At 68.7% G+C, this 25604-nt stretch carries 29 protein-coding genes; 16 read left to right on the forward strand and 13 right to left on the reverse strand.

What is annotated here, in order from left to right:
• Positions 1-37 precede the first annotated feature (37 nt).
• Both STHE_RS15225 and STHE_RS15230 read right to left on the reverse strand, forming a co-directional pair.
• Positions 38-1765 (reverse strand): ABC transporter substrate-binding protein, encoded by a 1728-nt coding sequence (locus tag STHE_RS15225; RefSeq protein WP_012873478.1) that lies wholly within the window; start codon positions 1763-1765, stop codon positions 38-40.
• Between the two features lie 35 nt (positions 1766-1800).
• Positions 1801-2673, reverse strand: coding sequence for a MurR/RpiR family transcriptional regulator (locus STHE_RS15230; RefSeq protein ID WP_012873479.1), 873 nt, complete (start codon positions 2671-2673; stop codon positions 1801-1803).
• 364 nt (positions 2674-3037) lie between these two features.
• On the opposite strand from STHE_RS15230, the gene STHE_RS15235 reads away from it, so the two are divergent.
• From STHE_RS15235 to STHE_RS15245, 3 genes are all read left to right on the forward strand, one after another.
• Positions 3038-3994, forward strand: a complete 957-nt coding sequence (locus STHE_RS15235) for a D-2-hydroxyacid dehydrogenase (RefSeq protein ID WP_012873480.1) — start codon at positions 3038-3040, stop codon at positions 3992-3994.
• Positions 3995-4424: 430 nt separating this feature from the next.
• Positions 4425-4616 (forward strand): hypothetical protein, encoded by a 192-nt coding sequence (locus STHE_RS18870; RefSeq protein WP_148220122.1) that lies wholly within the window; start codon positions 4425-4427, stop codon positions 4614-4616.
• Positions 4617-5586: 970 nt separating this feature from the next.
• Positions 5587-5994, forward strand: a complete 408-nt coding sequence (locus STHE_RS15245; RefSeq protein WP_012873484.1) for a hypothetical protein — start codon at positions 5587-5589, stop codon at positions 5992-5994.
• Between the two features lie 228 nt (positions 5995-6222).
• Here the strand turns inward: STHE_RS15245 and STHE_RS18235 are convergent, their stop codons facing one another.
• Positions 6223-6477 carry a site-specific integrase gene (locus STHE_RS18235; protein ID WP_052295395.1) on the reverse strand — a complete coding sequence of 85 codons (255 nt, stop codon included), beginning with the start codon at positions 6475-6477 and terminating at the stop codon, positions 6223-6225.
• Between the two features lie 348 nt (positions 6478-6825).
• Positions 6826-7203 carry a response regulator gene (locus tag STHE_RS15255; RefSeq protein WP_012873485.1) on the reverse strand — a complete coding sequence of 126 codons (378 nt, stop codon included), beginning with the start codon at positions 7201-7203 and terminating at the stop codon, positions 6826-6828.
• A gap of 302 nt (positions 7204-7505) precedes the next feature.
• Here STHE_RS15255 and STHE_RS15260 point away from each other — a divergent pair, with 302 nt between their 5' ends.
• A complete protein-coding gene (locus STHE_RS15260; protein WP_012873486.1) occupies positions 7506-7784 on the forward strand; it encodes a hypothetical protein in 279 nt (92 codons plus the stop codon).
• A 160-nt stretch (positions 7785-7944) separates the two neighbouring features.
• Here the strand turns inward: STHE_RS15260 and STHE_RS15265 are convergent, their stop codons facing one another.
• The 3 genes from STHE_RS15265 to STHE_RS15275 all read right to left on the reverse strand — a co-directional run bounded on the left by STHE_RS15265 (position 7945) and on the right by STHE_RS15275 (position 11193).
• Entirely contained in the window at positions 7945-8868 is a 924-nt protein-coding gene (locus tag STHE_RS15265) for a PhzF family phenazine biosynthesis protein (RefSeq protein ID WP_012873487.1), read from the reverse strand.
• 190 nt (positions 8869-9058) lie between these two features.
• Positions 9059-10135, reverse strand: coding sequence for a nucleotidyltransferase domain-containing protein (locus STHE_RS15270; protein WP_041400439.1), 1077 nt, complete (start codon positions 10133-10135; stop codon positions 9059-9061).
• Positions 10136-10188: 53 nt separating this feature from the next.
• A complete protein-coding gene (locus STHE_RS15275) occupies positions 10189-11193 on the reverse strand; it encodes a cation diffusion facilitator family transporter (protein ID WP_012873489.1) in 1005 nt (334 codons plus the stop codon).
• Positions 11194-11511: 318 nt separating this feature from the next.
• On the opposite strand from STHE_RS15275, the gene STHE_RS15280 reads away from it, so the two are divergent.
• The 3 genes from STHE_RS15280 to STHE_RS15290 are packed head-to-tail and all read left to right on the forward strand — an operon-like array spanning position 11512 to position 12435.
• On the forward strand, positions 11512-11709 hold the full coding sequence (locus STHE_RS15280) for a hypothetical protein (protein WP_012873490.1): 198 nt from the start codon (positions 11512-11514) through the stop codon (positions 11707-11709).
• A gap of 10 nt (positions 11710-11719) precedes the next feature.
• Entirely contained in the window at positions 11720-11929 is a 210-nt protein-coding gene (locus STHE_RS15285) for a hypothetical protein (protein ID WP_012873491.1), read from the forward strand.
• Positions 11930-11958: 29 nt separating this feature from the next.
• Positions 11959-12435, forward strand: coding sequence for an Hsp20/alpha crystallin family protein (locus STHE_RS15290; protein WP_012873492.1), 477 nt, complete (start codon positions 11959-11961; stop codon positions 12433-12435).
• Positions 12436-12467: 32 nt separating this feature from the next.
• Here the strand turns inward: STHE_RS15290 and STHE_RS15295 are convergent, their stop codons facing one another.
• A complete protein-coding gene (locus STHE_RS15295; RefSeq protein WP_217155925.1) occupies positions 12468-13073 on the reverse strand; it encodes an RES family NAD+ phosphorylase in 606 nt (201 codons plus the stop codon).
• Complete coding sequence (locus tag STHE_RS15300) at positions 13063-13731, reverse strand: hypothetical protein (protein WP_012873494.1); 669 nt, start codon at positions 13729-13731, stop codon at positions 13063-13065. The genes STHE_RS15295 and STHE_RS15300 overlap by 11 nt, the downstream gene beginning before the upstream one ends.
• Before the next feature lie 156 nt (positions 13732-13887).
• Here STHE_RS15300 and STHE_RS15305 point away from each other — a divergent pair, with 156 nt between their 5' ends.
• Positions 13888-14436 (forward strand): arsinothricin resistance N-acetyltransferase ArsN1 family A, encoded by a 549-nt coding sequence (locus tag STHE_RS15305; RefSeq protein ID WP_012873495.1) that lies wholly within the window; start codon positions 13888-13890, stop codon positions 14434-14436.
• Positions 14437-14892: 456 nt separating this feature from the next.
• Here STHE_RS15305 and STHE_RS15310 read toward each other — a convergent pair whose 3' ends face one another.
• The 3 genes from STHE_RS15310 to STHE_RS18880 all read right to left on the reverse strand — a co-directional run bounded on the left by STHE_RS15310 (position 14893) and on the right by STHE_RS18880 (position 17277).
• Positions 14893-15966: a hypothetical protein gene (locus STHE_RS15310; protein WP_012873496.1), complete on the reverse strand. Its 1074-nt coding sequence runs from the start codon at positions 15964-15966 to the stop codon at positions 14893-14895.
• 391 nt (positions 15967-16357) lie between these two features.
• Complete coding sequence (locus STHE_RS19125; RefSeq protein WP_012873497.1) at positions 16358-16726, reverse strand: hypothetical protein; 369 nt, start codon at positions 16724-16726, stop codon at positions 16358-16360.
• A gap of 35 nt (positions 16727-16761) precedes the next feature.
• Positions 16762-17277 (reverse strand): hypothetical protein, encoded by a 516-nt coding sequence (locus tag STHE_RS18880; RefSeq protein WP_148220124.1) that lies wholly within the window; start codon positions 17275-17277, stop codon positions 16762-16764.
• 215 nt (positions 17278-17492) lie between these two features.
• On the opposite strand from STHE_RS18880, the gene STHE_RS15325 reads away from it, so the two are divergent.
• The 3 genes from STHE_RS15325 (at position 17493) to STHE_RS15335 (ending at position 20134) form a co-directional block, all read left to right on the forward strand.
• Positions 17493-18818, forward strand: coding sequence for an Nramp family divalent metal transporter (locus tag STHE_RS15325; protein ID WP_012873499.1), 1326 nt, complete (start codon positions 17493-17495; stop codon positions 18816-18818).
• Complete coding sequence (locus tag STHE_RS15330; RefSeq protein ID WP_012873500.1) at positions 18815-19726, forward strand: universal stress protein; 912 nt, start codon at positions 18815-18817, stop codon at positions 19724-19726. Before STHE_RS15325 ends, STHE_RS15330 begins: the two co-directional genes overlap by 4 nt.
• Positions 19727-19843: 117 nt before the next feature.
• Positions 19844-20134 (forward strand): hypothetical protein, encoded by a 291-nt coding sequence (locus STHE_RS15335; RefSeq protein WP_012873501.1) that lies wholly within the window; start codon positions 19844-19846, stop codon positions 20132-20134.
• A gap of 57 nt (positions 20135-20191) precedes the next feature.
• Here STHE_RS15335 and STHE_RS15340 read toward each other — a convergent pair whose 3' ends face one another.
• A complete protein-coding gene (locus tag STHE_RS15340; RefSeq protein WP_012873502.1) occupies positions 20192-20629 on the reverse strand; it encodes a TIGR03668 family PPOX class F420-dependent oxidoreductase in 438 nt (145 codons plus the stop codon).
• 79 nt (positions 20630-20708) lie between these two features.
• On the opposite strand from STHE_RS15340, the gene STHE_RS15345 reads away from it, so the two are divergent.
• The 5 genes from STHE_RS15345 (at position 20709) to STHE_RS15365 (ending at position 25372) form a co-directional block, all read left to right on the forward strand.
• The gene (locus STHE_RS15345) at positions 20709-20999 is read left to right on the forward strand and encodes an ArsR/SmtB family transcription factor (RefSeq protein WP_217155928.1); all 291 of its coding nucleotides are present in this window, start codon (positions 20709-20711) and stop codon (positions 20997-20999) included.
• Between the two features lie 598 nt (positions 21000-21597).
• Positions 21598-22470 (forward strand): TIGR02587 family membrane protein, encoded by an 873-nt coding sequence (locus STHE_RS15350; RefSeq protein WP_012873504.1) that lies wholly within the window; start codon positions 21598-21600, stop codon positions 22468-22470.
• Positions 22467-22901: a TIGR02588 family protein gene (locus tag STHE_RS15355; RefSeq protein ID WP_012873505.1), complete on the forward strand. Its 435-nt coding sequence runs from the start codon at positions 22467-22469 to the stop codon at positions 22899-22901. The genes STHE_RS15350 and STHE_RS15355 overlap by 4 nt, the downstream gene beginning before the upstream one ends.
• A gap of 223 nt (positions 22902-23124) precedes the next feature.
• Positions 23125-24339 carry an aminotransferase class I/II-fold pyridoxal phosphate-dependent enzyme gene (locus STHE_RS15360; RefSeq protein ID WP_012873506.1) on the forward strand — a complete coding sequence of 405 codons (1215 nt, stop codon included), beginning with the start codon at positions 23125-23127 and terminating at the stop codon, positions 24337-24339.
• A 79-nt stretch (positions 24340-24418) separates the two neighbouring features.
• The gene (locus STHE_RS15365) at positions 24419-25372 is read left to right on the forward strand and encodes an LLM class flavin-dependent oxidoreductase (protein WP_012873507.1); all 954 of its coding nucleotides are present in this window, start codon (positions 24419-24421) and stop codon (positions 25370-25372) included.
• The last annotated feature ends 232 nt before the right edge of the window (positions 25373-25604 follow it).

Consider the following 25604-nt stretch of genomic DNA (forward strand, 5'->3'; position numbering starts at 1 on the left):
GATCAACGCGGCCGGGCATGCCGGCCACGGGCGCGCCCTAGCTCGCCAGCCACGTGTCGGCGAGCAGTTCGCGGCCGTCCGGACCGGGCTCCCAGTTCTGCAGCGCCGCGGACCCGGCCTCGACCTCGTTGGGCACCCAGAGGAAGACCCAGGGGGCATCCTCATACAGAATCTGCTGCACCCGCTTGTAGATCTCGGCCGCCTCTTCCTTGCTAGCCACAGCGCCCCGCTCCAGCAACTCGTCCAGCTCCGGGTTGCTGTACTGCGAGTAGTTGCCGCGGCCGCCGGTCATGAGCGTCGGGTTGATCAGGTCGACCGGGTGCCGGAAGGAGTTGCCCCACGAGCCGAGCAGCATCTGCCGCTCACCCTTGAGCGTCGCCTCCTGCAGCACCGGCCACTCCCAGATGCGGACGCTGGCGTCCAACCCAAGCTGGCGGTATTGCTGCACGATGATCTCAGCCACCGCCCGGTCCGGCTCCTGGGCGTCGAGCACGAACTGGAAGTTCGTCCCGACCCCAGCCTCTTCGAGCAACTGCTTGGCCTTGTCCGGGTCGTAGGGGTAGGGCTGCAGCGAGTCATCGTAGAACTGGCTGAAGGGCGGCACCGCGCCGGTCATGCGCACCGCCTCGCCGCCGAGCACCTCATCGATGATCGACTGGACATCCAGCCCATAGTTCATCGCCTGGCGCACCAGCTTGTTGTCGAACGGCGGCCGCGTCACATTCATGGCGAGCCAGGTGGTCCGCGTGCCTTCGTACGACTTCACTACGATGTTCGGGTCGGTGCGGAGCGACCGCGCACTGTCCACATTCAGGTTCTGGACGATGTGTACGTCGCCGGCCTTGAGCGAGGCGAGGCGCGACGACAACTCCGGAATCACCCGGAAGACCACACCGTCGGCCTTGGCCGGGCCGACCGGGGGCATGTCCGGCGAACCGCCGTAGTAATCGTCGTAGCGCTCCAGCACGATCCGGTCGCTGACGTCGCCTTCGACGAACTTGAACGGCCCGGCGCCGATCGGCTTGGCCGCCAGCCCCTCGCCGCCGACCTCCTCGACGTAGGCCTTCGGCACGATCTGGTTGTGGACCAGGCCCGCCAGCAGGATCGCCTCGGGCACCGCGCTCTCCAACACGATGCGCACGGTCTGGTCATCCGGCGCCGTGATCTCGGCGATCGGTGGGAGCAGGCTCTTGCGCGGCGAGGTTTCGCCGTCCATCATGCCGTCCATCGCCACGCGCTCCAGGGAGAAGCGCACGTCCTCGGCCGTGAGCGGGTCGCCGTTGTGGAACGTCACGCCCGAGCGGATCTTGAACTCCCACGTGGTGTCATCGATCTGCTCCCAGGACTCGGCGATCTCCGGGACGATCTCGCCGTCCTGCCGGCGGGTGACCAGGCCGTCGAACATGGCGCGGAGGACCGTCTCCGTCACCCGGTCCCGGTGGTTCGCCGGGTCAAGCGACTGGAGCGGCGCGGTGATCGCCACGGTGATGACCCCACCGCCCTCACCGGCCGGCTCAGGTGTCTCATCGGCCGCCGGGGTGCCGTCGCTCGCCTGGGTCGGGGTCGAGTCGGCCGCCCCCTGCTGCCCACTACCGCCCGAAGGCGTGGGCGTCGAGTCCCCACCGCCGCATGCCGCCAGCAGTGCGGACAAGGAGAGCCCGGCCGCGGAACCCGCGGCGAGACGAAGCAGGGCCCGGCGGCTCAGGTCCGTCCGGTACAGGCGATCCATGTTTCCCGTCACATTGGGATTCTCATTATCGGCCATCCACCATCTCCTCTCCTCCGGCGGCCGTACACGGCTCACCCGTTCTGCTCCGCTCCGTCCACCATCCCTTGCTCTCGGTAGAGGCGATCGACCTCGCGCAGCACGGCCAGAGCGCGCTCTGGCTCCCGGACCGCGATCTCGGCCAGCAAGAGGTTGACGACCGCTATGAGGCCAACCGGCGACAAGCTGTGCCCGACCCCGCGCGTGGCGGCGACCAGGACGTGGTCGGCGATGCGCGCCGGAGGCGATACGCTGCTGTCGGTCAGGGCCATCGTCGGCACCCCACGCTCGGCCGCGCCGGCCAGGGCCGCAACGGTGTCCCGCAGGTAGCGCCAGACGCTGACGCCGATCATGAGGTCGGTGGGTCGTAGATTGGCGAGGGTGATGGTCAAGGTGGAGCCGCCCTCGGTCAGCACGGTGGTGCGGATGCCCAGGCTGTTCAACCCGTGCCCCAGGAAGACGGCCACGGCGGCCGAGAAGCCCATGCCGACGACGATCACGTGGTCCGCGCGGCAGATCGCCTCCACCGCGGCCTCGATCGCCTCCGGCTGGGTCTGATTCAGCGTCTGGTTCAGGTTCTCGATGTCATTGGTGAAGACCTGCACCGGCAACTGCTGCCGGTCCATGGGCTGCTGCCGCTGCTGTTCGATACGCTGGACGAAGGTCAGGCGCTCCGGGATGCGGCCGCGGATCACCCCTTGCAACTCCGCGTAGCCGCTGAACCCGAGAGACTGCGCCAGGCGGACCACCGTGGCCGCGTCGACATCGACCGCCTTGCCCAGCTCGGCAGCGGACGCGAAAGCCGTGAAGGCCTCGTTGTCGGCGATGAAGCGCGCCACCTGCCGCTGTTTGGGGCTGAGCTGGTCGTAGCGCTCGGCAATCCGCCGCTGTAGCTCAGAAGGTACCATCGTTCCTCCAGCGCACACGTGGCGCCCACGGTTATGCAGCCTAGGTCTCAGCTTGACCTCAATCTAGCACAGACCCCGCCCTCGTGCAATACATGTCGCAGAAACCGCGCTCGTCGCTATGAGCGTTGCACGACGCGCCATCCCCGGCACACCGATGTCTTGCCGAATGTCGTGACCGCCTGCCCGACTCCCAGTCACTGTTGAAGTCCTCCTTGTTGCGCCGCTCGATAAGCAGAAACCCGCAAGGTGCCGGTACCCCGTGTGGCGTTTACAGCCCGGCGTCGCACGTGCGATAACGGCGCGGAGCCCGGTGGGGTGGCCGGGGCTGGTGGTAGTGCCGGGAGATCGAGCGGAGGAGCGCGCCGTGGCAGAACTGAGCCGTCTTGTGGTGGGGATTGATCTGGAGCCTGCCTATGTCGAGCGCATCCGCGAGGCGTTTCCGGACCTGGAGGTGGTCGTCTGCACCGAGCCGGCGGAGCTCCCGGCAGCGCTGGCAGGGGCACAGGGGCTAGTGACGTGGCGGGTTCCGCCGGAGGCGCTGGCTGCGGCGACGGCGCTGCGCTGGGTGCACTTCGCGGGCGCCGGGGTGGATGGCGTGCTGTCGCCCGCCTTGGTGGAGCGGAACCTGGTGGTGACCAACAACAGCGGGGTTGCCGCGCCGAACATCGCCGAGCACCTGCTGGCGATGATGCTGGCGTTCGCCAGGGGGCTGCCGGAGTTGATGCGCTATCAGGTGCGGCATGAGTGGCATCACCCGTCGCGGCGGTTCGAACTGGGCGGGCAGACGCTCGGGGTGGTTGGTCTCGGCGACATCGGCGCGGAGCTAGCGTGGCGCGCGGCAGCGCTGGGGATGCGGGTCATCGGGCTGCGCCGCCGGCCGGGGGAGCCGCCGCGGGGCGTCGAGCGGGTTTATCCCCCGGAGGCGCTGCACGAGCTGCTGGGCGAGTCGGACCACGTCGCCATCTGCCTGCCGCTGACACCGCGCACGCGTCACCTGTTCGGCCCGGCCGAGTTTCGCGCCATGCACCGGGATGCGTACCTCTATAACATCGGCCGCGGCGCGATCGTCGACCAGGAGGCGCTGATCGCCGCGCTGCAGGCGGGGGAGATCGCCGGGGCCGGCCTGGATGTGACCGACCCGGAGCCGCTGCCGCCCGATTCGCCCCTGTGGGATATGCCGAACGTGCTCATCACGAACCACACCTCGGGCGGCACGCCGCGCTACTGGGAGCGCGGCATCGAGGTGCTGCTGGACAACATCGGCCGGTTCCGGCGGGATGAGCCGCTGCGCAACGTGGTGGACCAGCGGGAAGGGTACTGACACGCGGCGCGGCCGGGTCAGGTACGATCGGGTCGGCTCGGAAAGCGTGTCGACGGGGCGGCGGCGACGCCGGGAGAGGCGCACGACCCGGCGGACGCCTTGGCCACGGTGGCGACATGTTCCACTACCTGCGCGCTGCCCTGCACTGGCGGCTTGTGCGCGCCGCGCTCTTCGCACTCCGGGGCGGTGCGAGCACGGTCGGATTTCTCGGCCGTGCCCCTGTCGGCCGCGCTGGCCGGGTTGCTGGTCGGGCTCATCGCCGGCTCCTGGTGGGCCCTGGCGCTGGGCTTGCCGGCCGCAGGCGGTGCCCGGCGTAGTGCGGGGGATCGAGGCTGGCCGCTTCCGGTGTCGGCATTGCCACCGGCTGGCCTACGCGAGCACGCGCGCCGACGCGGTGGATCGGCCCCGGCGCCGGGTGCAGCGGATCCGGATGAGGCTGGGGGGAACCGCCAACCTGCAGGCGCCCTTCCCCAGCAAGCCGCCGCGTATGCACCGGCGCACCTACTGGCGCCGGTACGACGAAGCGGCCGCGGCCGAAGCCGCCTACACCGCGGCCCTGCTGACCGTGCTCGAGCAGACCAGCGCCCGGATCGAGCGGGCGGCCGATCAGCCGCTCGAGTAACCCCATGCAATGCAATAATGAAGATTTGCGGCATGACCCAGCCAGGCTGATAGACATGCGCTGGGTTTTGTACTATGCTGTACTCACCGTCGTGCGGTGAGCCCACGCGAATTAAGAGCGCAAAGAGTCTGATAGCCAAGATTCAAGAGCCATCAAGAGCGTCAAGACACCCGCTTATGGTCGACTAGCTTCGCCCTGCTGTTCGCGTCGGGGGACCGTATCAGCTACGTGCTTCGGAAGGGGGGGATGGCTGTGCGACGAAGACGAATGCGAATGCTGGCGGTGGCGAGTGTGGTGATGCTCCTGCTCGTCGGTATGACTGGCCCCGCTCAGGCGGCGGACCCGGTTACGGTCGAAGAAGGCACCTCAGCGGCAGACACAACCCCCGTTGTTCCCCCAGGTGGGCACTTTGCTCCCTATGACCAATGGACAGTCTCTCCAGCCTGGACATCAGAGGTAATCACGGCCGGTGGTTGTCAGTATGCACAGGGTATTGATAACCCGCACATATCGGAAACCCGTGATGCCGTTTCCATCCACGGCTGGTGGGAGTATGTGGGTGGCACATGCCCGAGTAAGGCCAGGGTACAGGTGTTCTTGCAGGCCTATGCCTGTTATAGTTTCGTCTGCGATTGGGTCACGCTTACTGTCGGCCAGGGTGAATTCTATTCAGGGCCTGGCTCCGGCCGTTGGGCGAACGCAAGGTGGATCTGCAGCAACCAAGTGCAGTTCGTCGGGTGGCGCGGCTTCGTCGATGTCGATCTCATCGATCGGCCTGATCCGCCAGGAGTCTTTTTCTCTCCCATCATTAACCTTCGTTGCTATCCTTGATGCCGTACTGTTCGGCTGTTACAGCGGAACGTGAGGTTAGGTTGTGATCGAACGTTCAGGTTGGTCCCCGTATGACCCGAGGCTCGACCCAGACGCCGGAAATCCGGCCCACCAGGGTCGATCCGGGCGGGTGGTCCGCATGGGCGCTATCTGCGACTTTGCGACCGGGGCTCCAGATCCGGGACCGTCGCAGAGCTTCTCAATCCGGGAGTTCCTCGAGCTGGAGGATGGACGACTTGTCGTCACACGGGAGCTTGGCTTCAGCCTCAGTTCAGTCCGGGAGCTCGTGGAGCTAGAGGATGGGCGGCGGGTGGTCCTGGAGAATGCGGCCCCTATCCGCACTGGATTGACCCCAGACAAGATCCGACAGAACGCGCTGAACCTTGCCCTCGCTGATGACGACCTGCCCCAGGATGAGCACCCGTGGGAGTGGTTGGCCAGACGGGCGAGGGAGCAGGGTATTGACGTGACCGCGGACGAGTTGGGGGCGCTCCAATACGAGGTCTTTCTGACCAAACGATTACGCGAGTGGCTGGAGACGCCCTGAGACGGCCGAACTTCAGGCGCATGAGTGTCGATCGGTCACGCAGATCGGTCGCCTCTTCGCGACGCTGGCCCGGTGGTGATGGTGCCGCTCCGCGATCCGGCGATCAGTCTGCTCCATAGCGCCAGCGTGCGGGCCGTTGCCACCTTGCGGCGGCTCAGCCGCCATCCCACCGATATCCTCTCCTGATACCTATGTTGGCCCGTGGGCTGTGCTGCCCCTTTTCGTGCGCTACAGCCCCACAACGGCCGCGGCATTGTCGCGGAAGAGGCTCCCATCGCGGATGTAGCGCCGCACCATGCGCTCGCTGGTGTGCCTGGTCTGGCGCATGATGGCCCGCTCCGAGGCGCCGACGGCGGCCGCGCTGATGGCCAGGCCGGCCAGCAGGCGGTGGCCGGCGTAGTGCCGGGGATCGAGGCCGGCCGCTTCCGCCGCGCGCTTGACCACCAGGGCCACGGCCTGATCCGACAGGCGAACGGCCCCCACGCGCCCATGCCGATCGACCGGCCGGAAGAGCGGGCCGCTGGTGAGGCACGGCGCGCACCGGGCAGGTGTCGGGCTGCGCGCCGTAGGGGATCCCCACCGGCCGGCCCTGCCCCTCCTGGTCCGTCTTCGAGCGCCGCAGCCTCACCACCAGGCCGACGCCGGTGAAGGTGAGGTCGGCGACGTCGAGGCCGACCAGCTCGGAGCGGCGGAAGGCGCCGGCGAAGCCGAGCAACAGGAGCGCCCGATCGCGGAGGCCTCCGAGCGTGTCGGGCAGCGCCCCCACCATGGCGCGCACCGTCTCAGTCAGCGCCGGCGCCTTGCCGGCCGCGGCGGGCGCTCGCGCCGCAGCTACGGGGAGGCGACGCCAGCGGTGACGAGCTGGCCGTGGATGGCGCCGAGCAAGACGTCGAGGTCGAAGGGCTTCTCCAGCATCCCGTCCGCGGGCAGCAGGGCCGGGTCGAGGTGGAAGGTCGCGGCGGCCGACATGGCGATGATGCGGATGTCCCCGGTCGCCGGGTCGCTCTTGAGCAGGCGCGTGGCCGCGGCGCCGTCGAGCACAGGGAGCTGCAGGTCCATCAGCACGAGATCGGGGTGCGCCTCCTGGGCCAGGGTCACCCCGGTCTGACCATCGCCGGCGACGAGCATGTCATGGCCGGCCGCGCGCAGGGTCTCGACGAGGAACGACTGGATGGCCGGGTCGTCCTCCACGATCAGGATCCGCGCCACAACCTCCTCCTGCACACGCCATGACCGGCAGGGTCGGGCGGCACCGCGTGCGGCACGCGCGATGCCGGGCCCCACCGCTGAAGAAACGCGCGGGGTCCTGCCATGGTTGCAGCCGAGCGTGACGTCTCGGTGCTCCGAGACGACTGGTATACTGTGCCTCCCGCCTTCTGCCTGAACGAACCCTCATCGACGCGGCCGGCGAGGTGAGGGGGTGCTGTCAGCCACGCGCGATCAAATGAGGCGTACGACGCATGACGATCGACCGGGGCCGTCTAGCCTGCAGCCGTCGAGGGGGCACACCGATGCCGACCCGCCCGCTCACCTTTGCCGAGCACCTGGCCGACCTGCGGCGGCGCATCCGGTCGGGCGACTATGCGGCGGCAACCGGGCGCCTCCGCGGCTACTACAGCCGGGTCTACCTCATCGAGCAGGCGCCCCCGGAGCCGTCTTACGTCGTCTTCGCAGGGCCGTTCGACACGCTGGCCTACACCGTCCACCTCACCCCGGAAGCCGCCCGCGCCACCTTCGCGCGCGAGCGCGACCGGTACATCCGCTGGCTCGAGAGCCGCGTCGGGGGGTAAGGAGCGTTTCGCGTACTGCGTAGTGCGTATTGCGTAATCCGTAGGCAGGGGAGGGCGTGGGGCGGCACGCCCTGCTACCGCTCCCTTGAGATACAGCCGGTCGGACTCGCGAGCACCCCTACTCAATACGGAATACGCAATACGAAACACGCAACACGGCTCACGCGATCCGCAGCGTTCCCTCCAGCACCGGCACGGTCCCGCCGCCGACCTCGATCTCCTCTCCGCCGTCCGGCCGGGACCGAACCGTGATGTGGACGAAACTCTGGCGGCCGATCTTCGTCCCCTGCTCGCTGACAATGCGCACCTCGTCGGAGGAAGCGACCAGTCCGTGACGCACCAGATAGGCGCCGAGCGGTCCGCTCGCGGAGCCGGTCGCCGGGTCCTCGGCGATGCCGATGCCGTGCGCGGCAATCATGCGGGAGTAGACACGGTTGGGACCCGCCGCCGGGTTGGGCGCGAAGACGAACGTGCCGACCAGCTCCTCATCGCCAAACCAGGCGCTCAAGGCCGGAAGATCGACCACGACGCGATCGACCGTCGCCGGGTCCCGCAGCGGGATGTAGAGGAACGGCACACCGGTGGAGCCGACGCAGACCGGGACGTCCGGCAAGAGGTCCGCCTCGTCCAGGCCCAGGGCCGCGGCGAGTTGCGCCCGGCCCTCACGCGGTGGGCCGAAGGTCGCGGCCGGGTGGCGCATCCAGATGAACGTGGGGGCGTTCGGATCTCCCTCCAGCCGCACCGGCACCGGCCCGACCCTTTCCTCCAGCGCAAACTCGGTCGCACCGGCCGGCACGCGCCCGGACGTAGCCAGGACGTAGGCAGTACCGACCGTCGGGTGCCCGGCGAAGGGCAACTCGCGCCCCGGCGTGAAGATCCGCACGCGCGCGACGCAGTCGTCGCGCTCCGGCGGTAGGACGAAGGTCGTCTCGGACAGGTTCATCTCTCGGGCGATCGCCTGCATCTCGGCATCGCTCAGGCCGGTGCCGTCCAGAAAGACGGCCAGCGGGTTCCCACCGAACTGGCGGTCGGTGAAGACATCCACCTGGACGAAGGAATACGTGCGCGTCGCTCCCGCACTCATCGCTCACCCTCCCCGCGACCCACGGAGCCATGGTCCAGACCCACACATACACCCGCCTGCATACCACGCGCCCGCGCTCCTGTCACCCCGAACGCCCAACGCGGCACGGGCAGCGTCGGCGGGGTGGAAGAAGCCATCTCCCTCCGGCCCGCTCTCGGACGGAGGCCACCAGGGGAGAGGGGGGATAGCGCTATCCCGCCGCGGCGAGGTGGCGGAGGATGCGTTGGTCGCGGTCGAGGAAGCGGCCGAGGCCCTCGGCCAGGATGGTGTCAAGACGGGCATGGTCGAAGACGACCTCGGGCACGCGCCCGTAGCGCTCGATCGTCAGCACGGCGAAGGCCGGGCTCTGGATCAGGGCGCGCTCGCCGTAGCGGCGGCGGAACTCGTCGAGCGGCATGCGCCCGACCGCGGCCATCTCGCGCAGCAGCCGGGTCTGCTCGGCGGCCGTCGGACCCAGGTCCGCGGCGTTCGCGGGGGCGACCTGCGCCCAGCACTCCCGCAGTAACCCGGTCAACACGTGCCGACGCCGGGTCGCCTCCCGGTTGTCCGGCTCGCTCACCGTCATCGCCTGGGCCAGGCGCTCCTCCCAGCGCTCCGGCTGCCAGGGGAGGTCTGGCGCCAAATGGACGAGCCAGCGATCGGTCGGGACCGGGCGGTCGTTGATGAGGTAGATGGCGCTCAGGAGGTGGCGCAGCGCGAGGTTCAGCACGTGGTGCGCGGCCGGCGCGTCACCGCGGTACAGCCAGGCCGGGACGATCCGGTCCAGGATCTCCTCGGCGGCGCGCAGCTCGTCGAGCAGGTGACGGCGCCGCTCGATCTCGGGCGCGCCCGCCTTCTCCCGAAAGAGCTCGGCCAGCAGACCCTCCGGGTCGTAGAGAATCTCGGCCGCGGCGATCTGCCAGCGCTCGGCCGGTCCCCAGGGGCGCGCCATCTCCTCGGCGTAGTCGCGGTAGGTCAGGTCGAGCCGGAGGCCGTGGTAGAGCGACTCTCCCTCCGGCAGCGGGGCGGCCCCGAGCAGCCAGGTCTGGAGCGTCCGGTGGCGAAGGTAGACAGCGAGGTCGATGTCGCTGTAGCGGTCGGCCTGCCCCAGGGTCAGCCCTCCGGCGAGCGCCACCCCGACGACGCCCTCGAGCACCGCGAAGCGCCGGGCGAGTTCCCGCGCCCGCTCCAGGTACTCCGGTGCCAGATTGGGAGCCTGAGATCGCGCTTCGTTCTGCTCGTCCGGCACCGCGCTGCCCTCCTCGCCGATCGCCCGCCGCCGCGTCAATCCTACTCGACGGCCAGACGCCGGTGGGGCGATTCGGGCAGCACGGCGATGGGTCACGAACCGGTGGCGCGGTCGCGCTGCTGGTGTACGCGGGCCAGCTCGTCGGGCTGGTAGCCGCGGGTGGGTCGCAGGTGCCTGGGATTGGCCGGCTCGACGTGGACGGTCACATCGGTCGGCTCCCCCAACGCCTGCTCGACCCGTGCCGCCACGTCGCTGGCGATGTCGTGGGCCTCATCGACCCGGAGTGTGGGGTCCACCTGGATGTGCATATCCACCCAGATGAGCCCCTCGCCGCCGCGGCTCCGGATGTTGTGGACGCCCTCGACGCCGGGGACGGCACGTGCGGCACGCGCGATCTCGGGCGCCGGCACCGGCGCGACGTCGCTCAGCGAGAGCGCGGCATCACGGATGATCGTCCACGCCCCCCAGGCAATCACCAGGGCGATGAGGAGCGCGATGACGAGGTCGGCCTCGGGCAGGCCGAGCCGGATGGCGACCAGGCCGCCGATGACGGAGAGGGTGACGAAGACATCGGTTGCCGTGTGGCGCGCGTCGGCCAGCAGGATCGAGCTGCGCAGGCGGTGGCCGGCGCGCCGCTCCCAGGCAGCCACGAACAGATTGATCACGAGCGTGCCGAGCATGACGGCGAAGCTGAGGGCGGTGACGGTCGGCGCCGCGCCGGTCTGCCAGCGATGCCAGGCGCTCTGCAGGATCTCCTGCAGCGCCAGGAGCATGAACAGTGCGATCGCCAGCGACGTGAGCGTCTCAAACCGGCGGTGGCCGTAGGGGTGGTTCGGGTCCGGCGGACGCGAGGCGACGGCGATCGCGACCAGGCCGACGACGTTGGAGGCGCCGTCCATGAGCGAGTTGACGCCGTCTGCGGTCATGGCGAGGCTGCCGGTGAGCAGGCCGTAGCCCAGCTTGGCGCCGCCGACGAGCACGTTGAGCGCCAGCACGCCCAGCAGGGTGCGCTGGATGGCGCGCGTGCGCCCGCCGTGCCCGTGCTCGGGCAGCGGGGTGAGTGTGGTCGCTCGCTCTCGGTGCTCGTCCCGCGGCATTGATCCCTCGTCCATCGTCCTGCGGCGGGACGCGGTGTCCCGCCCCATCCCATGAACTGTAGCGCGGTACATACCACTTAGTCACGGAGCAAATCGCAGATTTGCCGCGGCAATACCTGACGTTGGCGGCATGTTCCACGCGACGTGTCGCGCAGACGGCGTGATTTCCCGAACCGACCCGTGCCGCGGCATTGATATGGAACTGATATGCCGGCCGCAAATGCGCGACACGGCATGCACGGCACCAGGTCTAGACTGCAAACGAGGGCAGACCGGCATGGCGCCCGGGCAGTCCGCAGTCGAGCAGAGAGGAACGGCATGGAAAAGCCAGGAACGGACCTCGAGCGGGCGTTGCGTACCTATCTGATCGGCGCGGTCATCGTCTGGGTCGGCCTGATCGCCGCCACGGCGATTCTGCTCCGTGGCAGCGATGAGTTCCCGATCATGCTGACGATCCTGGGCGGCGGCGCGGTCTGGTTCGTGGTGATCGTTCCGACCATGCTTCGCTCACGCTGAGGAGCACGCGATGTCCCGGCAGTGGGAGTTCTGCGCGCTCACGTCGCACGCGGCGATCGTGGACGACGAACACGACGAGCCGCACACCGCGGCTGGCCCCTTCCTCTACGAGCCGGCGGCGCCAGGCGTGGCGCCGCCCGCCGGCTCGCTCCCCGTTGCGCGTCGTCACTGGCGTGCCGCGCGAGCGGTGCGGGTCGGGACCAATGAATCGGCGAGATAGTGGCGGGTACATAGAAAGGATGTGCCACCATGGTTGAGCGCTGGAGACCACGCGCTGAGATCGAGCGCATGTTCGAGGAGATGGATCGCCTGCTGCCCATGCCGTTCCGGTGGGGGCGCACGCTGCCGAGGATGTTCACCATGCGCCACGGCGTCGACCTCTACGAAACCCCCGACCAACTGGTCATCAAGGCGCTGGTGCCTGGCGCTACCCCGGACGACATCGATATCTCGCTCGACCACCAGACCCTCACGATCCGGGCGCGCTACGGCTACACGCTGCCGGAGGACGAGGCGGAAGCGGTCACCTGGCACTTCCAGGAGATCGACAGCGGCCAGTTCACCGAGACGGTGACCTTGCCGGTGCCGGTCGAGCCGGAGCAGGTCACGGCGACGCTGCAGGACGGGATCCTCACCGTCACCCTGCGGAAGACCGCCGAAACCCGCGCCCGCCGCATCCCGGTCCGCACGACCGGTGCAGACTCCGATGGCGCTTCAGGAGCGTAAGCTCCCGACCGCCGGGGAACACGCCTGTGGCGCTAGATCAGGCCGAAGCCATAGGCGTCAAGGATCGCGGCAAGCAGTGACCGGTTAGCCGGGTCCGCAAGTCCCGGGAGGCGCGTCGCCTGCAGGAAGGGCGCGGCTCGGTCGAAGATGGCCGCGCAGGCTCGGGACGGGTCGTGGCGCGAGCGATAGAGGATGCCGTCCGGTTGTGACGGATGGGCCCAGAGCGCTCGCGCCCAGACCTGAGCAATCACGTAATCCCCGGAGCAGAGGCGTCCATCGGCACCGAGGCGCGCCAGACCTGGACCGGTTAGGTCAACCAGCCGTAACGGCTGCGACGCGTCGACCCGGGCAAGTTCACGTTCGGCGAGCGCGGCGAGCGTCACCACGCCCGCCGCGTTCGGCCCCTTGCCGAAGGTTTCGATGAAGGCGCAGTGAGGGTCCTCCCCCACATACAGCACCCCATAATTACCCTCCGGGTCGTCGAAGCGGAACACGGCGGATCGTCCGAAATGGAGCGGGTCGCGGCAGGCCCGGTGGAGCCGAAACCAGGGGCCAGTGGCGGTGACGATCGGGAGCTCCCGGCTGGGGAGATCGGGCGGTGGCAGCGGATGGGGACCGGGCGCTGGCTTACGCGGCACCCTGCTCACCATAGACCTCGGCCGCGCGCCGGACTGCCGCCACGTCGCCACGGCGCAGGACGGCGAGCGGCGTCTCCCCCTGCAGCCGCACATCCGGAGTAAGGAAGAAGGCGACCTGCATCCAGGGGTCGTGCTCGCGCAGAGCGTGCAGTACCTCCTCCAGACCCGGGAGGAGCGCGCCGCGCTCTGGAACGAATTGCCACGCCGGATAAGCATATCCACGGCGACCGGTCGCAAGGCCGATCAGCCGCCCTGCCTTGCGGCGCTTGTCCACCGCCTGCCGGGTGATACCGAGGATATCGGCGACCTCAGTCGAGGACAGGGTACCGCCCTCGGCGGCAAGCAGCCGGGCACGCGCACGCAAGCCGCGCAGCCGCGCCCCCACGAGCGGGTCGTCCTCTCGCAGCACGGCCAGCGCCGCCGGTGCGTCCAGCGCGTCCAGCAGCACCTCGTAGTCCGACCGCGCCCCGGCGGCGTCCCCGAGAGTGGTGTCGTCCAGCGCCTCCGTGAGCCGCGCCAAAGCGTTGAGCGCGCGGGCGACGAAGGCACCTTCGGCAGGCGAGTCGACCTGCTGGAGCAGGCGCAGGACAGCGGCGACGACGCTCGGCGCCGCTCCGTGGGCGGCGGTGGTGAGCTGATGGATGGCAGTAGCGGTCATGTCGCGCCTCCGGTTCACGTAGTTGTTACACCTAGAGTATAGCAACTTCGTCAACCGAGGGCCACTGTGAACCGGTGAGTCACTTCCAGTGGTCGAGGTCTTGACGCGTGCCTCCCAGCACCGAATCATGTACGTGCACCAAGGGAGGGGCGCCACATGACGGGAAAGACAAGGGCGGCGGTGATCGTGCGTCCGGCTGAGTTGCGCGACGCAGCGGCCATCGCCGAGATCTACAACCAGGGCATCCGCGGCCGGATGGCGACCTTCGAGACGGAGGAACGCACTGCCGAAGAGCGCGCTCGCTGGCTTGCCGCGCACGACAAGCATCACCCGGTGCTCGTCGCCGTCGACCCGGAGACCGACCAGGTGGCCGGGTGGATCTCGGCCGATCACTACCGGTCGCGGTGGTGCTACCGGGGTGTTGCCGAGTTCTCGGTCTACGTCCATGAGGACTACCGGGGGCGCGGCGTCGGTGCGGCGCTAATGGAGGCGTTCCTCCCTGCGTGCGAGCAGGCGGGACTCTGGAAGCTGCTCTCACGCATCTTCCCGGAGAACAAGGCCAGCCGCGCACTCTGCGCCCGCTTCGGCTTCCGTGAGGTGGGCATCTACGAGAAGCACGCCCAACTCGACGGCGTCTGGAAGGACGTTGTCATCGTCGAGCGCCTGCTGCCGGGGACAATCGCCAACCCGCCGGTGGATTGGTAAGCGGGAAACGGGCGCCGGGTTGCGTGTTCCGTGTTGCGTGTTGCGTGTTCCGTGAGCATCATCCCGCCAGGTCGTCCTACCGCCGTCGCACACGCCGTGAGTGCCGGACGCGGACGCCCGAGTAGCTCACCGTGCTGCAAAGGGAAATGGGGAACCGAGCAGCGTCGGGCCGATTCTCTCCACGATCCCTTTCGCGCCCCCTCATAGCGTTGACGAAATACCGTGGCACACCGGAACTGTCCCCGTGGCACTCGCGATGTCATCCTGAGCGGAGCCGGCCGGCGCGGAGCGCCGGGCGGCGGAGCGAAGGATCTCGCGTCGGATCGGCCCCGCATCAGAGATCCTTCGCTGCGCCGGGGACGGCTGACCACCGCCCCCGGCTCCGCTCAGGATGACACGCGGGGAGTCGGGGACTGCTGGTGGGGATGCCGGGTTAATCCCTCCGGGGCGTTCACGCTAGACAGCACGAGCCGGGACCGCCATCTGCCAGCAGAGGCTGCCTTGAGGCAGTTCGACCAGCCGCACACGCTCCGGCTCCGGGCGCTCCGGGCCCGGCAGGCGAAAGCCGGCCACCTCGATGCTCTCAGCGCTGGCAATGAACGTCAGCCGCGTCGCGCCCGGCGCGACCGCGGGGTTGAACGCCGTCCGCATCCGCTGCGTCGCCCACCACAGGGTCCGACCGGCCTCTCCCTCGTAACGCTGCAGCAGATAACGATGACCGAGATCGTCGACCAACTGGTCGAAGCCGGGCCAGCGCGGCAGCACGTGATGGAGATCCCCCGCTCCCGGGCGCCGACGGGCGCGGATCCGCGTCCGCACCGTGATCAGCGTTCCGCCCTTGCCAAAAGCAACCTCGTCGACGGTGACGCGTAGCCCGTGCTCCATCCGGATCACCGCTCGCGGGAACGTGACCTGCACCACCGGCCCGATCTGGAGCGAGTGGAGCGGCGGCCGCGCCTGCTCCATCAGGCGGTGCAGCGCCATCGCCGCGCCCTGCGACGCGCGCTCCTCGCGGAGCCAGGCCAGCGCGTCCACGTCCTCCGGCAACGCGAGCAGATCGGCGAGCAGCGGGCTGGCGCCGCGCGCCCTGGCGTCAGCGGGCTCCGGTGTTCCACGAAGCCGGCGCACGCGCCGGAGCGTCGCACGCAGGGCGTCAGGCGCGGCCAGTCCATGCTCCGGAATCGCGTCGAAGAGATCGGACTCCTCGGGCAGGTCGACGAGCTGGCCCAGCAACGCTCGCTCGCCCGCCTTGGGCATGTCGAAGCCGTACCATCGCGCCCGGCGCACGCCAACGACCCGACCTCTCAGCTCTTCGAGCGCGGCGTGCAGCGCAATCCGCGCGCACAGCGGGCCACGATTCGCCGCCAGCCAGGCGACGGGATCCTGCCCCGCGGGAAGCTGAATCAGGTCGGCGAGGAGCTGGCGCTCCTCGACCGACCCCGGCTCCAGCAGGTGGGTGCCCGGCGGCAGGTGCCGCAACGTTTCCAGCCGCTGGAGGTCTCGCCGAATGTCGTCGTCGGGATCAAACATCGTCGGCTCCTTGTCCCCCAGGCCCCGGACACACGCCGCGGCCAGGAAATCGTCGTGTCGTCCGTCGGGTACAACATCGCACGCGCGAGACCACCCACCGGACGAACCGTGCTGCTCATCGTCGCTCCGACGTCACCCGTCCAGGCCCACGCTCCCCTGCGACAACGTCACTCTTATGTGAATCGTTCGCCCCTATGCGAAACCCTCTCCCCGCTTCGTCAAAAGGCACGACTCCTCTTTCCGTCTGAGTGACCCGCCTGCAGAGCAGTGGAGATCGAGGAGACGCTCGCCCAACTCGACGGTGCCTGGCGGGACGTGGTGATGGTCGAGCGCCTGCTGCCTGGGACGATTGCGAATCCGCCGGAGGGCTGGTACGAGGAAGTTTCGGGCTTCAGGGGGCTGGAGCGTGATGCTGCCGCAACTCGCGAAAAGCAAAATAGTTCGCGATCACGCCCCGGAGCGGCTCCTGGTTCGCGATCGCCTTTTGCCGCAGCCGCTTGATGCTCGGCTCGACCTGGGTCAGGTCGAGACTGGTGACCAGATAGAGTAGCTGGGCGATCACCTCCACGGGTTGCTCGCCCTCAGCGAGGATCTGGCCCGCCGCCTGAACAAATGCCTCACGGTCCTCACCGGCTGTCCGGTGATAAAGATCCAAGACCGCATCCAGGCCATACCAATCCAACCGGCTATTGGCGACACCGCGCAGGTCGTCCGTCTCGCCGCGGAGCCGATTGAGGATGGCGTGGTAGTAGTCTGTCACGGCGGTCCTCCTCTATGGCCTCGGCTCAAGGCCGATCAGAGAGGTAAATGATACCATCGCGGTCCGTTGCCATCGACGTCGACGTAAACGACTTCCATCGTTTCGTCGAGCGGGAGGTTCCCAACCAAACACCACTCTCGCGCACCGCCGCCCGTCAGTCCCTGCCGCGCGCCCAAGGGCGGTACCGGCGTGTAGACCTCGCCGTCGGCCGGGATGGTGAAGCGCACGATCGCGCAGCCGTACAAGCTGCATGCCTGGTGAGCTCTCGTCGGAAGCCCCATCCTTCGCGCGAAGTCTGCCGGCCCATGCACTCCTTCGAGCGACTCGCGGTCCGTGAAGAAGACGAACTGAGCGCCGGGTGGCGCCAGCGGCGGTGGCGATGCGGAGATTCCCGCCGCGCGAGCCGAGACGAACAGCCGCCAGGGCCAATGCAGCAGCGTCCACCATGTGGACCCGGCGATGATCCGGTAGCCCTCGGTGGGTGGCTGGCTCGGTTGGAGGCTGCGCCACTGCCCCGGCGAGCCTCCGAAAGGGCAACCTCGATTAACCACCAGGCTTCCCTGCGCCAGACATTGCGTAAACCGGTCGCTCCTATCCTACAGCGCAGTCGTTCTTCGTCAAGAGGCACGACTTCCGTATCCGACCGGATGACCGCATCACACGTCGGCGACCGCGCCCGCCCCCCTGGACCGACGGCATGCAGGCTGCTAGCGTACGGGCCGGTACACGGTAGAATTAGCTGTGGCAAATTTAGTGACTAGGCTCGATGAATGGATGCGGTGAGAAGCCCAAGGACGGCGAGGTGGTGGGAGAACGACGGGTGATCCCCGCGGCAGGGCGGGAGGAGCAGCAGGGCGCCCCCGGACGGCTGGGCCGGATCCGGCGGGTGCTCCCCTTCCTCGGGCCGGCGTTCGTGGCGAGCGTCGCCTATATCGATCCGGGCAACTTCGCCACCAACATCCAGGGCGGCGCCCGCTTCGGTTACCTCCTGCTCTGGGTCATCCTGATGAGCAACCTGATGGCCATGCTCATTCAGTCGCTCTCGGCGAAGCTGGGCATCGCCACCGGGCGCAACCTGGCCGAGGTCTGCCGCGATCACTTCCCCCGCCCGCTGGTGTACGGCATGTGGGTGGTCGCGGAGATGGTCGCGATGGCGACCGACCTGGCCGAGTTCCTGGGCGCGGCGATCGGGTTCAACCTGCTCTTCCACATCCCGCTCCTGCCGGCCGGCATCCTGACCGGCGTGGTCACCTTCGTGATCCTGGCGCTCGAACGCTTCGGCGCGCGGCCCCTGGAGGCCGTGATCGCCGCCTTCGTCGGCGTGATCGCCGTGAGCTATGTCATCGAGACCGCGTTGGCAAGCCCCGATTGGGGCACGCTGGGTCGACACGCCTTGGTGCCGCAGCTCGAGGGCGAAGAGAGCCTCCTCCTGGCAGTGGGCATCCTGGGCGCCACGGTCATGCCGCACGTCATCTTCCTCCACTCCTCACTCACCCAGAGCCGGATCCGGCCGAAGGACGTCGCCCAGGCGCGGCGCATCTACCACTTCGAGATCCTGGACGTGGTCATCGCGATGGGGCTCGCCGGCCTGGTGAACATGGCGATGTTGATCATGGCGGCCGCCACGTTCCACGCCGAGGGGCTGATCGAGATCGCCTCGATTGAAGAGGCCTATCGCACGCTGACACCGCTGCTCGGCCCGCTGGCGAGCACCGTCTTCGCCATCTCGCTGCTCGCCGCCGGGCTTTCCTCCTCGACCGTCGGCACCATGGCCGGGCAGGTCATCATGCAGGGCTTCCTGAACTGGCACATCCCGGTCTGGCTGCGCCGTGCCATCACCATGGCGCCGGCGCTGGTTGTCATCGCGCTCGGGCTCGACCCAACGCGAACGCTGGTCATCAGCCAGGTGATCCTCAGCTTCGGTATCCCCTTTGCGCTTATTCCGCTGGTACTCTTCACCCGCGACCGGAGGATTATGGGCGACCTCGTGAACCAAACCTGGACGACCCGGGTGGCCTGGCTGGTCGCTTCGGTGATCGTAGGCTTGAACGTGTTCCTGCTCGTCGCCACGTTCCAGGGAGGGATCCTGTGACCAAGCGGCTCCGACACTTCCTGGTGCCGCTCGACGGCTCGCGGCTGGCCGAGGTCGTCCTGCCGACGGCCTACGACCTCGCCGCCGCCTGCGACGCCCGGATCACGCTCCTCCACATCATCGAGCATGACGCGCCAGCCACGGTTCACGGGGAACCGCACCTGGACAACGTCGAGACGGCCGACGCCTACCTGGCGGCCGTCGCCCACCGAGAGCAGAGAACCGGCGTCCCGACGACCACGCATGTCCACACCAACCCGGCGCACGATGTCGCCCGCGCTATCGGGGAGCACGCCGAGGAACTGGGCGTCGACCTGATCGTGCTGGCGACCCACGGCCGGGGCGGGCTGCGCGGTCTCCTCTTCGGGCGGATCGCGCAGCAGGTCCTGCACCACACGGCCACACCGGTCCTGCTGATCCGGCCGGTCGAGGGGGAAGCCGCGCCCACCCTGCGCCGTGGCCCCATCGTCGTCCCGCTCGACGGCACACCGGCGGCTGAGGCGGCCCTACCCCTCGCGCAGGCGCTGGCTGCCGCGACCGGCACCCATCTCCACCTGGTGCGCGTCGTCCCGACGGTCCAGACACTCACCACGGGGCGCGACCCGGCAGCGACGTTCACGCCGATCGCCACGGCGGCCCTGCTCGATCTGGAGGAGACGGCCGCGCGCGACTACCTGGCGGAGGTCGCGGACCGCGGCACGGGCGGGGTCCCGACGACGACCGAGGTGCGACGCGGCGAGGTGGCGGCCGAACTTGCGGCGGCCGTGACCGACAGTGAGGCCGGCCTCGTGGTCATGGCCACGCACGGCCGCGCCGGGATTTCCGGCCACCTGGCCGGCAGCGTGGCCACGCGCCTGCTCTCCCGGCTCGACCGGCCACTGGTCTTGACGGGAGCGGACGGGCGCTAGCGGCGCGTTCGGCAACGGAGCACGACCGGCAGCAAGGCACTCTCCAAAGGCGTAGACTTGGCATGGCGGCGGGTGTCGGGTCCGCCGCCGATGCTGAGCCTGCTGAAGGAGCACCGTATGAGCGATCTGCCGCAAGCCGGGGAACGCCGTCCCATCTGGATGCCGCCACTGGTGGGCGCCGCGGTCCTCTTCTGTCTCTTCCTGCTGGCGACCGCCGTGCGGAACAGCCCGATCGCCAGCAGCGGGCGGGGCGTGATGATCGTCCTCTCGACCGCCGCAGCCGCGGCCGTCACTCTCTACGGTCTCAAGATGGTGGTCGACGCACGCATCCGCGGCATCGCCAGCGCCGCCGCCGGAGCGGTCATGGTCGCCATGGGCGTCTACACCCTCCTCCACGTGCTGCGCTGACAGGGCAGGAGAGCGCGCACGCAGGATCGACGGCACGCGGAAGACGCGGCACACGGCTCACTCGTCCAGCGCGCCCCAGCTCGTGAGCCGGTCAGGGGCAAGGGCGATGATGGGTGCCGCCTCCAGCGCCATGGCGCGGTACTGCGCGTAGCGCTCACGCAGCAGGGCGACCGCGGTCGCGTGTCCCTCCGCGCCCGGCGGGAGTATCCAGGCGCGTCCGCGCGCGTGCACCCAGCCCAGGCGGGACCAGTCCTCGTCGTAGCGGTCAATGATCAGCGCGGCGCGGCCAGTGGCCTCCACATTCCGGACCCGGCGGAGCGGTCGGTCACGCCGTTTCGGCTTCTCGTCGATCGGCGTGTAGAAGTACTCCCCGTCGTAGGCGTAGCAGACGGGCACAACCGACGGCGCGCCCCGCGCGTCCACCGTCGCCAGATGGCCGACTCGCTGCCGATCGATGAAGGCGCGCTCCCGCACGCTCGCCCGTGCCACCGTCACCATCCCCTCCTCTCACCATTCGGCACCTTGACCTCGCCCTGCCCTTCATCGTAAAAACACGATGCAAGGAGGGCGAGCCGTGAAGCCGATTGAGCTGCCATCGAAGACGGATGAACGCCTTGTCGCCATGCTGCGGGCCGTAGCCAACCCGGTGCGATATCGTATCTTGCAGATCCTGGCCGACCGCGGCGAGTGCCAGTGCGGCCCGCTCGGCGCGGATCTCCCGATTGCCCAATCTACGCTGTCGCAGCACCTGAAAGTCCTGCGCGAGGCCGGCCTGATCAAGGGGACGGTTTCCGGGCCAGCCGTGTGCTACTGCCGCGACGAAGAAGCCATCGACTGGCTCAAGCGCGCAATCCAGTCGCTCTGACCCCGCAAGACCGCCGCCTGCTCACACCACCCGCGCCGTGATTTGGGCGCATAGCATGTGGTATGAGGATCCCCGCTCCGTGGCGCGTGCCCGGGGGTAAACCCCCGGGCTGACAACGAAAAGCCGGCTGAAGCCGGCTGGGGTGGGACATGCGGCACACCCCGGCATTGGGTCCCGCCGCTCGGCACGTGCCCGGGGCTAAAGCCGCCGGGCTGATATTTTGGAAAGCCCACTGAAGGGGCTGTGAGACCTACATGCAGGCGAACGCAATCCGGCCTCCCACCGGGCACTGCGTCCCCAGCCCCTTCAGTGGGCTTCGCATTGTCAGCCCGGGGGTTGACCCCCGGGCACCAACCGGATGGTGGGCACCGTATCACCGAGGGCTGAACCCTCTTCCCCCAGCCGGCTTCAGCCGGCTTTCGTTGTGAGCCCGGCGGCTCTAGCCCCGGGCACGCGCCACCCGCGCAGACCCTTCGCACGCGGAACCAGCGTACGGCGCTCTCGTGTCGGGAACGGTTATTGCTCTCTCGATAGCGACCGCGAAGGCGCATCAGCGCTCGCCTAGGCGACCGACGGGCGCTGCAGGAGCGGAACGGTGATGAGCAGTGAGCCGGTCGAGCAGGCGCGGGAGCATGGGTGGATAGACGAGGCGGCGTCCTTCGGCCGCGCCTTCGCCGGTGCCTACCTCTTCGGCATCCCGCTGCTGTTCACGATGGAGATGTGGTGGATCGGCACGTATGCCGATCTCTGGAAGCTCATCGTCTTCCTGGCACTCACCTTCCTCGCGAACGTGGTCCTGACCTACCTGGCGGGGTTCAAGCCCAGGCGCGAGACGAGTCTGATCGCGTCGATCGATGAGTCGGTCGACACCCTCGCCGTCGGGGTAGTGGCATCAGTCATCGTCCTGCTCGTGCTCAACCGGATCGCTCCGGGCGACCCGCTGGACAGTATCCTCGGCAAGGTCATCATCCAGGCTATCCCCTTGAGCATCGGCGCTTCGCTCGCCAACGCCGTGTTCGACCGGCACGAGGGTCGCACCGGTGAGCAGCCGTCTGCAGCGGAGTCGCATCCCTGGCGAGATGCGCTCAACGACCTCGGGGCAACGATCATCGGCGGGGTCTTCATCGGTTTCTCCATCGCGCCGACGGACGAGATCCAGCTCCTCGCGGCGAGCCTGGACATCTACCACGAGGTCGCGCTGGTGGCACTGACACTGGTCATCGGCTACATCATCGTCTTCACCAGCGGCTTCGACCCCGAGTCCGCAGGGCCGCGGCCGACTGGCCCGTTCCAGCACCCCATCACAGAGACCGTTGTCTCATACGTCGTCTCGCTGTCGGTGGCGTTCTGGGCGCTCTATCTCCTGGACCGCGTTGATTTTGGGGACCCATTCCCCAGCATCCTGTCACAGGTGCTGGTGCTGGGCCTGCCGACGATGGTCGGCGGCGCAGCCGGGAGGCTCGCGGTATGAGGGTCACGGAGCAGCGCGAGGACACTGAGCACCAGCAGAAGGAGCCGGGTCCGGCCCGGACGACGGTCGAGTGGATTACCCTCGGGATCAGCGTGCTGATCGTCGCCGCCGTAATCGGGCTCATCATCTACGCCTACGTCACCCAGGGTTCGACGCCCCCGATCATCGATGCGAGCGCGCCGGTGGACCGGGTCCGGCAGGTGCAGGACCGCTACTACCTGCCGGTCGAAGTGCGGAACAGTGGCGGACAGACGGCCAAAGACGTGCGCGTCGCGATCTCGCTGACCACCCCCGACGGCAAGACCGAGACCGCGGAGGTGCTGATCGACTTCCTCGCCGGGGAAGAGACAGCGCACGCCACCGCGGTGTTCACACGCGACCCACGCCAGGGCACGGTTGCGGTGGGAGTCATCAGCTACCTCGCGCCATGACCGGCTGATGGCTCTTGGCAGCCGGTTGCGCCGGTACATCGCCTCACATAAACTATCCGGAATACCCTGGTGTAGGCACGTGGTTGTGCCTGCCAGCCTCACGCGCGAGCGAGCGGGACGCTGCGCCGAGCCGCGGCGCGGTGACCACCGGATCGAACCCAGCGACGCCGCCAGCGGCCGGGAGCCGGTATGGCGGCTGGTGAGCAGGGAAAGGATCCCACCCATGTCGTCCCTCTCCCCGTTGTCCCCGCGTACGCGCGCGATCCTCGATATCCTGGGACCGTTTCTCAGTTCGATCAGGGATTCGACGTACGCCCGCCGACAGCACGAGCCGGGGATCCTCGACTTCATGCTTGGTGATCCCCACGAGCCGCCGCTGCCGGGCATCACCGAGGCGATCCAGCGCTGGAGCGTCCCGCAGGACAACCACTGGTTCGCCTACAAGCTAAGCGAGCCGCAGGCCCAGGCGGCGGTCGCGGCGGCCCTCCGCCAGCGCCGGGGCATCCCGTTCGCCGCCGAGGACATCCTGATGACCACGGGCGCGTTCGGCGCGCTGGCCAACTCGCTCCTGGCGCTGGCCGGCGAGGACGACGAGGTGGTTTTCATCTCCCCGCCCTGGTTCTTCTACGAGGCGATGATCGCGGCCGCGGGCGCCACGCCGGTGCGGGTTGCGGTGCAGCCCGGCACCTTCGATCTCGACCTGGAGGCCATCAGCGCCGCCATCACGCCGCAGACCCGGGTGGTGCTTGTCAACTCACCGCACAACCCCACCGGCAAGATCTACCCACCCGAGACGCTGGAGCGGCTGGCGAAGCTGCTCCGCGAGGCATCCGAACGGCACGGCCGGCCGATCTACCTGATTTCGGACGAGTCATACAGCCGCATCGTCTACGACGGGCGGACCTACCACAGCCCCGCGGCGTACTACCCGTACACCGTCCTGATCTACACCCTCGGCAAGACGCTGCTGGCCCCCAGCCAGCGACTGGGCTACATTGCCCTCCCGCCGGACATGCCGGAGCGGGAGCAGGTGCATCTGGCGATCATGATGCGCCAGGTCGTGGGTGGCTACGGCTTCCCGAACGCGGTGATGCAGTACGCCGTTGGGGATCTGGAGGAGCTCTCGATCGACATCGACCACCTGCAGCGCAAGCGGGACCGCGTGGTGGCGGCGCTGCGGGAGATGGGCTACGAGGTCCACACGCCGGAGGGCACGTTCTACCTGCTGCCCCGCTCGCCCTGGGCGGACGACCTGGCCTTCACCGAGCTGCTCGCCACCCACGGCATCTTCGTGCTGCCGGGGGCGAGCATCGAGGTGCCGGGCTACTTCCGCGTCTCGCTCACTGCGAGCGACGACATGATCGACCGGGCACTGCCGGGATTAGCCGCCGCGATCGCCCACGCCCGGACCCACGCGCCCGCGGCGGCCGGCGGCTGAGCACGCGGCGCCCGGCACGCCGCTTGACAGGCGCGGCCCCGGCGGCGGATCATGCCGGTCCAGCCGAAAGGAGGCCGCGATGAACCAGCGCCAGCCGATGTCCGGTGCCGGCCGGCCGCTTCGGGTCGGGCTGCTGCTCCCGACTGGCGAGGGGCTGATGGCCGGCGAGACGCCCCATTGGCCCGATCTGCTCGCCATGGCCCGGCGGGCCGAGGAACTGGGCTACGACTCCCTCTGGGTGCCGGACCACTTCCTGATGCGTTTTCCGGGACGCACCCGCCCGCCCCGCGGCACCTGGGACTGCTGGACCCTGCTCGCGGCACTGGCGGCGACGACCGAGCGCATCGAGATCGGCTCGCTCGTCAGCAGCACCACCTTCCGCAACCCGGCGCTGCTGGCCTGGATCGCCAACACGGTCGACGACGTGAGCGGTGGCCGGCTGATCCTCGGTGTGGGCGCCGGAGACGCCCCGCTGGAACACGAGGCATTGGGGGTCCCCTACGACCGCCGGGCCAGCCGCTTCGAGGAAGCGATCCAGATCATCACCAGCCTCCTCCGCGACGGCACCAGCACCTTCGATGGGACCTTCTACCAGACGCGGGATGCGGAACTTCGCCCGCGCGGGCCACGGCCCAGCGGCCCGCCGATCATGATCGGCACCGGCACCCGCGGCCCGCGCATGCTGCGCCTTGCCGCGCGCTACGGGGATATGTGGAATGCCTGGCTCGCCTTCGGCCGCAGCCAGCCCGACGCCATCCCGCCCCTACGCGAGGCGGTCGACGCCGCCTGCCGCGACGTCGGGCGGGACCCGGCGACGCTCGCCCGCAGCGTGGCCGTCCAGGTGGACTATCTCGGCCGCGAGGAGTACCCCGAAGGGCTCGCCCCGCTGACCGGCTCGCCCGAGGACCTCGCCGAGCAGTTCCGCGCCTTCGCCCACGAGGGAATCAACCACATCCAGGTCGTCCTCCGTCCCACCACCCTCGAGACCATCGAGCGCCTCGCGCCCGTGCTGGAGCTGCTGGATCGGGGGTGAGGGGCACTGCACGCGGAAAGCGTCACCGATGACGTCGGTGGGACCACCTGAACGGAACAGGCTCGTCGTATAATGCGGTCACGGATGAACTGTTCAGCAAACCGGTAAAGAAGTCAAAACCCCGGGGCTCTAATTTCACTAGCCCTGTGGAGGACTAGGAGAGGAACTCCCGGGGCACGGCACGCTCATTATGATGCTATTGTGCTGCCGAATGCAAGTACATGCTGCCTGA

This window comes from Sphaerobacter thermophilus DSM 20745 (assembly GCF_000024985.1).
GTDB classification, from domain to species: Bacteria; Chloroflexota; Chloroflexia; order Thermomicrobiales; family Thermomicrobiaceae; genus Sphaerobacter; species Sphaerobacter thermophilus.